Genomic DNA, 8530 nt, shown 5'->3' on the forward strand with positions numbered 1-8530 from the left:
GTTCCCAGAACGATCCCTGCACATCCGAATAGGAATGAAAGCCGATGCAGGAGAGAGGTGGGGATCACTTGCGTTTGCCTCGATGTGTCGCGTCGGAAAGAAACGCTTGCGACGAACAACCTTTTCAGGCATCGCTTGCGAGTCTTGACCCGGGTGATGGCTTTGTGGTGGGAAGCATGCCGCTTGAACACGGGCCGGGAGACCTCGCGTTTGCCATTGGAACGCTGGCCAACCGCATGCCTGCGTGTGCGATCCGGCTCCTTAGCAAAAACTGGAGGGAAACAAATCGACAACGCTCCCCTAGTCTATCGAGTAGTGACCCTCTCATGGGGCGATCGAAGCAACTTTTCGGCCTCTTTCTTGAGTAGGAGAAATGGGCGAAACGGAGGGTTTGCGGCTATTTGGCTCGCACGTATTAGCGTGAAAGGAGCGTCTTGATCGCTTCTTTTTGCTCGGCAACGAGTGCTTCCGACCCGCCAAGAGGTTGCGGCGGGTAGGTTTTTTCTCGCGTGTATCCGATGTGGTTCATCCAGGCTTTCCAGCGAAGATTGCGGATCGCATCGATCGACGCGAAAACGGGATCCGCTTTGACTTCTGCCAATGTCATGTTTGTTTCGCTCGCTCCGAGTGCGGACGCGATGGTTTGTGCCATCAACCAGTGCCCGTCTTCATTGGGGTGCACTTTGTCTTTTGAAAACGGTTGGTCACGCTGCTTGCGGGCGGCAAGCATCTCTGTGTGCAGGTCGATGACTTTGACATTCGTAATGTTCAGTTTCGTTTCCCAGCGAGCGTATTCGCTGAGCACGGATTCGTAGTTGAATGAGTCATCTTTTGGTTGGTAGTCGTAGATCGGCGGTGTAACCAGATAGATCTTCTTCACGCCGGCCTGTTTGGCTTGAGCGATCATGTTTTGGATGCCGTTCTGGAACGCTGCGAATCGGCCTTCTTCCAGCGGTTGGTAGATTCCATCGTTCATTCCGTAGCATGCGATCAAAACGTCTGGCTTCAGTTTGGTGAGCAAGCGGTCGAATCGTTCGAACAAACATGGCCGTGGGAATCGGCCTCCCGCGTGTCCGTCTTCACTCAGTCCCGAGACGGTTTCACTCGACAATCCCAGTGGATAGATGTCGAAGGTTCGTTTGGGGTAACTTTTTTGCAACTGATACGACAGAAAAGAAACGTAGTGTCCAGCTTGCGTGATGCTGTCCCCAACGACCGCGATGCGAGATTTGGCCAGCAAGTCGATGTCGGATTCATCAGCAAAGAGAGGCTTCCATGGCAGGCTGATCAGCAGCAGACAAGCCGCAATTGCGAAACCGAATCGGGCAAGCTTTTTGGGTTGAGTTGGGTCGATGGTTGCTGGCCGGCGACTGGACATGGGCGGCGTTCTTTCGAGGTGGGACAGAGATTGAATGGCGTGAAGGTGGGATGGGCCGGTCGGATCAATTCCAGTGTTCAGCAATCTTTTGGCGTAGGAAATCGGCGCTGCGGCGGAGTTGGTCGATTCCATCCACGCCATCTTCGATGCTGATCCAGGAATCAAAGCCTTTCGATTTTAATTCGCGAAAGATAGCATCGTAGTCGTTCAGGCCTTTGCCGATTTCACCATGACGGAGTCTTTGAGCGTAACCGACCGAGCCACCTTCTTCAGCGCGCAGGTCTTCCAGTGTGCCTTCGATCAGAAAGCGATCGCTGGCGTGCATGGTGACGACGCGGTGAGACACGCGGCGAAGCAATTCCAATGGGTCGTCGCCGGCCAAGAACGCATTGCTGGGATCGTAGTTGACGCCGAAGTTCGGATGGTCGATGGCATCCACCAGATCGCAAAACACGTCCATGGATTGGGCGAACTCAGGGTACTCCCAGAAGTCATCTTTGTAGTGGTTCTCGAGGATCAGCGTGATGTCGCGATCGGCAGCGTAGGGGAGGCACTGGGTGATGCAGTCGGCGGCCAACTCAATGCCTTCTTCATTGGATAGTTCGGGGCGTCGCTGTCCACTGAGCACTCGGCAGTAGCTGCCACCAAGTGTTTCTGTCATCTCGATCCAACGCAATTGTTGTTGGATTTGTGCGTCACGGAAGGCTTGGTCTGGATGCGTGAAGTCTGGTGAACAACACAGCATGGGGATGACCATCCCGAGGTCTTCAACTTGTTGGCGTAGCGAGGGCCAGTTGCTTTGGTCTTCCAGTTCTAGAAAGCCGGCGTAGAACTCCAGGCCTTGAACATCCAGCGTCGAGGCAAGCTCAAACCACTCGGTCAGCTTCATCGAACCGTCTTTGCACAATGCGGTCATGTAGGCTTTGGGAAACGCGGCCAGTTGGGGCATGATTGAGACTGCTGTCTGTTGGAGGAAATGTGGCATAGGCTTCCAGCCTGCGTGTGCTTCACAGGCTGGAAGCCTATGCCACCTGGGATTAAATGGGTTGGAGCACGGATTTGACGACTTCGCCGCGGTGCATTTTTTCAAAAGCGGTCTGCCACTGGTCGATTGGCCAGATGCCTCCGATGATTGGTGCGACGTTCAGTTGTCCGCTTGTGAGCAAAGCCAAGACGCGTTCCCAAATCGGCCAGTTGTGGCTGAAGCTTCCTTGCAAAGTCACATTCTTTTGAACCAGTGGATCCAGGTTGTAGCCGAGCGGTTGCGGGCCCCAACCGACTTTGCTGATCCATCCAGCCGGTCGCACAACTTGCATGGCGATCTCCAGTGTGATGCTGGAGCCGGCCGCATCGATCACGCCGTCGCATCCCATCCCATCACGCTCGTTGGCCCAGTTGGTGGGATCACCGACGATGCCGTGGCAGCCGTAGTGTACTTCCGCGATGTTCAATCGATGTCGGTCGGATTCCAGTCCAACCAAAGCGACCTCGGCACCGCAAAGTCGGGCCATGGCGGCGCATAGGATGCCGATCGTGCCGGGGCCCATCACGATGACTCGATCGCCCGGTTCAATGCGTGCGTTGCGAACGACTGCGTTGTAGGCGACGCAGCATGGTTCGGTCAGACAAGCGTGTTCAAACGCGAGCGACTTGGGAACCTTGTGCAAAATTCGCGAGGGAACGCGAACATAGCGAGTCATTGCACCGTTGACTCCGTAGCCAAACCCTTTGCGTGTTGGGTCCAAGTTGTAGAGGCCACGCCGCGTCATGGGGTTGTTGGAATCGATGATCGCAGCCGTTTCGCTGACCACGCGGTCACCCTCTCTCCAGCCTTCGACCTCGTTCCCGACCTCCACCACGTGTCCGCCAAATTCATGGCCAAGGACCACGGGGTAGTTCACCGGCCAAGAATGATGTGCCGTCCATTGATGAAGATCGCTGCCGCATACGCCGACGTGGGAGACTTCCAGCAGGACATCTTGTGAGCCGATCTCAGGACGATCGATTCCGCGAATTTCGACGGAGTTCGGTTCGGGAGCGTAGTTCACCACCGCGGCGGATTGCATGGGGTTGCCTGTTGATTGACGAAGTGAAGAAGATTCGGAACGTCTGATAATACAAGAGCAATCGCGAGGAGCTCTGGGCAACTCCATCCCTTGCTCGCGCTGCGGGTTATGACAGAGAGCTAGTTGTCGCTGTCGCTGTTAGCCGACCTCTTGCGCATGCACGGCATCGCAGATCATTCGAAGGGAGGATTCCAGATCACCATCGGCGGTGCGAAACGCGTCGGCGTCGATCGTCAGCGGTGCTCCCAAAACCACCAAAGGTGCGCCGTACTTGGGACACTCGATGGCTTGTTCAATCGACAAGCCACCAACGGCTTGAACGGGAACCTCGACCGCTTGCACGACTTCACGCAATTGGTCGAGCGGGCTTGGCATGCGATCGCCGCGAGCCGCGATGCCTCGGCGTTCGTCGTAGCCGATGTGGTGGATCACGTAACCGCACCCCAGGTCTTCGAGCCGTTTGGCACCGGCGACCATGTCTTCGCTGACCATGTTGTCGCCCATGACTTCGCAACCAAAGTCAGCACCCGCTTTGACGACGCAGCGGATCGTTTCTTCATGTGCCCGAGCCATCACCACGACGTGGGTCGCGCCGGCGTTGGCCATCATCTCGGCTTCGAGGTACCCGCCGTCCATCGTTTTGAGGTCGGCGACGATCGGCGTTTCGGGAAACGCGGCGCGAAGTTCACGCACGCCGTGCAAGCCTTCGGCAAGAATCAGCGGTGTGCCGGCTTCCAACCAATCCACGCCGGCGCGCATGGCAAGCTCGGCGGTTTCCAGGGCTTCATCAATGTTGGTCAGGTCCAACGAAATCTGAACGATCGGACGCATGTCGCGGCCTCGTAAGGTGGGAGGGATGGTGGGGTTCAGGCGGGAGGCCCGAATTGTATCCCATTCCGGGGTTGCTAGGTCCTCGTCCTACGAGTCCGCGTTCACCGGAGCTTGCGTCCCCTGGTCCTCCCCAAAGAATTCACCTTCAGCGACTCATTGCCCTTGTACCGAGGCTTTGCCGATGTGTTTTTTGGGTCCCACGTTCATTCTCACAATCTCCGGAACATGATCAACTTCATCCATGGCGGAATCATATTCATAGAATTCCTTCGCGGAAAAACTCTTTCCTTCGTCGTCCTGCGTGCCTCGACAATCCTGGAAAACATTCTCCACCGATTCACAGAAACCATGATGGATGTCGGTCGGATCCGGGCGATACATTTGCTTGATCGGGTTTTTCACTTGATCAAAGTGGTTACGTTCGGCGAGTACCAAGCACTGTGAATGCAATCCGATCCCGTAGTCGTTGCGGGAGTACAAACAATTGAACACGTGAACCTTTCCGTAGCCCACACGCGGATTGCGAGTGTCGGAACCATCGAACCAGCAATGATGGATGGTCGTGTTGAGGTAACCTGAATCTTCGGGTTGGCTGGTGCCGCTGTTGATCAACATCGTTTTGTGATGCTTTGAAAAACGTGTCCAGGAAACGGTCACAAAGTCGGACTGGTGAGTGATGTCGAGCAAGCCATCGCCGCATTCCGACAGGTCGCAGTGGTCGACCCATACATGATGGGTTCGACGCAATGCGATCGCGTCTCGAGCATGCGAAATGTGGAGGTTGCGAATGATAACGTTCGATACACCACTCATATTCAGCTCGATGTTCTTGAGCGATGTGGATTCGCCCAAACCGAGAAGCGTTTTGTCGGACGCGATTTTCACGACGCCATCTCCGGTGATCGCTCCTTCGATCAAAATGGTGAGTGGTTCGGTGTGAGACGCATACTCGGCCAATTCCTTCGCGGTGCGGGCTGTCACGACATCACCATTTGCCCCTCCAGTTGTCGTTTCGACTCCGCGACCACTGACCGAGGCCCATCCGATGGGAGCGTTGTTTTTCTCGGCTGAAGCAAGGGGCGTGCATACGAGGCCGGCGAAGACGAGCGACAGAAGTTCAGCAAGTAGTGGAATGGACGGATGGTTGTTCATGCTGAGGTTCGCCACAAAGTGGTGGAAGTTGATGGTCGTGGGCAGGTTCAATCGAGAGGCAACCAAACCGACATTTCAGAATTGCCACGGTTGGCCCAAGCGAAATAGGGAATGAGCTGCAGCGTTACAGGGACAGTCGTTGCCGAATTGAATTCACGGTACAGGTGGTCTCCCCATTCATCGTCTTCTCTTCGGTTCAAGACGCCGTCCAAGACGGTGACCCCGTCGAGAAGTTCAGGATCGAAACGCGGGTTCAGGCTCACGTCTTCCGGGACTCGAATCGCTGCTAGCGAGGTGTTGTTGGGAAGGTCGACAGATTCCAAGCAGTAAACGACGGGGCTGCGTTTGATTGCCACGTGGTTGCGGGTTTCTTCCACGAGAGGATGCGATTCGATGAGACGTGCGGGCATTGCAAAGTCCAGTTCGATGACTGTGCCCGGACTCCAGACTCGTTTCAATGAAACGTAGCTGCCCGGTTCAATTTTGGCGTCGGTTGGAACACCATCGATGTTCAAAGTGGCCGTCGTGGCCCAACCGGGGATTCGCAGCTTCAAACACACCGGTTGGTTCTGGCATTCTGCGATGGTAATTTGAATGCGTCCGTCCCACGGGTAGTCGGTGGTTTGTTCGATGCGAACGTGGCCACTGTCAATCAGTTTTGTGTCTAGCGTGTTGCTTCCGTACAAGTTGACCCAGACCGTGTCGTTGGATTTGCCATAGGCGTATTGGCCAACACCAGCAATTGTCCGCGCTAGGTTGGGTGGGCAACAGAACGATGTGACAAACGGTTTTCGTCCGCCGGCCCATCGCAGTGCCACCGGTGCCATGTCAGATTGTCGAAGCGGGTTGGTGTAAAAGAAGTTCGTTCCGTTGAGATCAACTCCTGACAGAACAGAGTTGTAAAGTGCCAGTTCCAGCGTATCGATGTGTTTTGCTTCGCCACTGGCGAGAAACATCCGCCAGTTCCAAAGCACGTTGCCGATGTTCGCACAGGTTTCGTTGTGGGCCGTCGCATTGGGGAGTTGGTAGTTGCGGCCGAAGGCTTGATGGACGCGAGTGATTTCGCGCTGGTTTTTGGAACCATCGGGAGAGGCACCGTCATGCAAGGCACCGCAACCGCCCGTGATGTACATTTTCTTGTCAACCACGTTTTGCCAGATGGTCTCCAGCGACGACCACAAGGCTTTGTCGCCGGTTTCCGCATAAATGTCAGCGATTCCCGCGTAGAGGTAGGTGGCTCGTACAGCATGGCCGACTGCTTCGGTTTGTTGGGTGAACGGGATGCGATCTTGGTTGTCGTCACCTCCGTCCATTGTCAGGTCACGCATCTCGACCAATCGTTTTGCGAGATCCAGGTAACGAGACTCGCCAGTGGTGCGATACAGATCCAACAGTCCCATGTAGTGTGACGGGCAGATCGCGTGCCCGGCTTGTTCAGGCGTTGGGTTGCGGTACGCATCGTCGAGAAAGTCAGCGGCTCGCTGGGCGATGCGAAGCAAGCTATTTTTGCCCGTCACCTGATGATGGACGCATGCCGCCGTCATCAGATGCCCCATGTTGTACATCTCAAAATTGAAGCGATCACCAAACGGTTGAACACTGTCATCGCCATTTCGGTTTGCGATCAGGACGGGCGTGTGGAGGTAACCGTCGCTGCGCTGTGCCTTGCCTATGATCGTGATGATTTCATCAAGTCGTTGATCCCAGACATGGTCCTTGTCGACGGCTTGCAGCAGGCAAACCGCTTCGATCCATTTGTAGAAGTCGCCGTCATTGAACGACGCGCCGCGGTACCTGCCTTCCGACAGTCCCGCGGCGATGCGGAAATGTTCCAGGTAAGGCTTGTACTGCGTTCCCCGCATAATTTCCCACATCGCTGGGATGGTCTTGCGACGACAGCTTTCCAGACGTTGAGCCCAAAAACCGTCGGTCCAGTTCACCTCCCCAATCGCGATCGGTTCAACGGAGCGGAAAGGGGGAGATGCGATCGGCTGAGCAGTGGCATTGCATGCAAGCAGCCAAACGCCAACGTGAACTGCAAGGATGTTGAAGGCGATTCGCATGAAGCATTGTCCGTTGCCAACGGTGGTGGCGAGTTGAAAACAAGTTTGTTGTTTGCGAATGTTGCGATCCGACAGGAGCTCTTTACCCATTCACTGGATGGCTGACTCACATTTGCTCGCTGACGATCCCGTTGAGCAACGAAGTGGTTCCTGCTGCACTCGCGATTCCAGAAGCCGCTCGCCCCGCTTTGCTGCACGTGTTGGGATTAGGCTAAGCGTCGTACTTCCCGGGATCTTCCTGTTTTCAGTGCGTAATTAACGGTATCCCAAGGTCGTTGAAGAAGTTTGATACTTTCCGTCCCAAGTTCGCTCCTTGCGGTTTTACCTGCGAAAGGTGGGCGTCTGTGGCGATGACGCGTGCCGATTGCCACAGCGAAATCGAGCTGAAATGCCTGCGGGCCGGGATCGACGCTGACATCGTGAATCGGACCCTGCAACGCGAGGTGTTGTTTAGTTCCGTTCAAGACGAGAGAGTCTTGTGGTTGCTTCCCCAGGGAGTTTCCGGCGAACCACCGCGTCACTTGATGAGGTGCCATTGGTAAAGTCACGACCTGAAGGTTGGTTTGTGACGCAAACGTCTAACGAATCAATTTCTCACGGCGAAATCGGTTGGCCGGTGGCATCCAGCAGTGGTGGTTCATCGACTCCCGCCATCGCCTCGGTGATGCGTTGTTGGAGTCGCTTCATTGCGGCTCGATCTTGCTCGGTGGCATGTTCCAGATCAATGGCGATTTCTTCGAGCGGGCGATCTGTTAAACGAAACAGGCGGCCATCGCGAAAGTACTTGTGGGTTCGATTGAGTGCGAGCACTTCGCGGCTGAACTGCGATTTGTCTTCGCCGGGACGAGGGTCGTACCAAAAGAACAGGGACTCTTTTTCCTGTCCCTGTTCGCCAAACAATTCCGGGGCGAAGCTGATTCCGTCTATCGTTGGATCCTCCACCACTTTGCCGCCCGCCAATTCAATCAACGTCGGATAGAAATCCGAAGCATCGATCAGCTTGTCACTCACGGCGGGCTGGATGTGGCCGGGCCATGAAA

At 55.4% G+C, this 8530-nt stretch carries 6 protein-coding genes and 1 pseudogene; all 7 read right to left on the reverse strand.

Features of this window, described 5'->3' with window-relative positions; genetic code table 11:
• Positions 1-415: 415 nt before the first annotated feature.
• The gene (locus B2R17_RS13105) at positions 416-1378 is read right to left on the reverse strand and encodes an SGNH/GDSL hydrolase family protein (protein WP_008656547.1); all 963 of its coding nucleotides are present in this window, start codon (positions 1376-1378) and stop codon (positions 416-418) included.
• Positions 1379-1442: 64 nt separating this feature from the next.
• Positions 1443-2327 (reverse strand): sugar phosphate isomerase/epimerase family protein, encoded by an 885-nt coding sequence (locus B2R17_RS13110; RefSeq protein ID WP_286764331.1) that lies wholly within the window; start codon positions 2325-2327, stop codon positions 1443-1445.
• Positions 2328-2415: 88 nt separating this feature from the next.
• Positions 2416-3444, reverse strand: a complete 1029-nt coding sequence (locus B2R17_RS13115; RefSeq protein WP_286764332.1) for a zinc-binding dehydrogenase — start codon at positions 3442-3444, stop codon at positions 2416-2418.
• A gap of 138 nt (positions 3445-3582) precedes the next feature.
• Positions 3583-4275: an orotidine 5'-phosphate decarboxylase / HUMPS family protein gene (locus tag B2R17_RS13120; RefSeq protein ID WP_286764333.1), complete on the reverse strand. Its 693-nt coding sequence runs from the start codon at positions 4273-4275 to the stop codon at positions 3583-3585.
• 153 nt (positions 4276-4428) lie between these two features.
• A complete protein-coding gene (locus tag B2R17_RS13125; RefSeq protein ID WP_286764334.1) occupies positions 4429-5427 on the reverse strand; it encodes a pectate lyase family protein in 999 nt (332 codons plus the stop codon).
• 47 nt (positions 5428-5474) lie between these two features.
• Positions 5475-7580: an aceric acid hydrolase gene (locus tag B2R17_RS13130; protein WP_286764335.1), complete on the reverse strand. Its 2106-nt coding sequence runs from the start codon at positions 7578-7580 to the stop codon at positions 5475-5477.
• A gap of 504 nt (positions 7581-8084) precedes the next feature.
• A pseudogene (locus B2R17_RS13135) lies at positions 8085-8530 on the reverse strand (arylsulfatase); the annotation flags it as partial.

The sequence above is a fragment of the Rhodopirellula sp. UBA1907 genome (genome assembly GCF_002337565.1).
GTDB lineage: Bacteria > Planctomycetota > Planctomycetia > Pirellulales > Pirellulaceae > Rhodopirellula > Rhodopirellula europaea.

Bases quoted from the DNA above. Each gene is read 5' to 3' on its own strand.
- B2R17_RS13105 (WP_008656547.1), bottom strand. From the start codon at position 1,378: ATGTCCAGTCGCCGGCCAGCAACCATCGACCCAACTCAACCCAAAAAG.
- B2R17_RS13110 (WP_286764331.1), bottom strand. From the start codon at position 2,327: ATGCCCCAACTGGCCGCGTTTCCCAAAGCCTACATGACCGCATTGTGC.
- B2R17_RS13115 (WP_286764332.1), bottom strand. From the start codon at position 3,444: ATGCAATCCGCCGCGGTGGTGAACTACGCTCCCGAACCGAACTCCGTC.
- B2R17_RS13120 (WP_286764333.1), bottom strand. From the start codon at position 4,275: ATGCGTCCGATCGTTCAGATTTCGTTGGACCTGACCAACATTGATGAA.
- B2R17_RS13125 (WP_286764334.1), bottom strand. From the start codon at position 5,427: ATGAACAACCATCCGTCCATTCCACTACTTGCTGAACTTCTGTCGCTC.
- B2R17_RS13130 (WP_286764335.1), bottom strand. From the start codon at position 7,580: ATGGGTAAAGAGCTCCTGTCGGATCGCAACATTCGCAAACAACAAACT.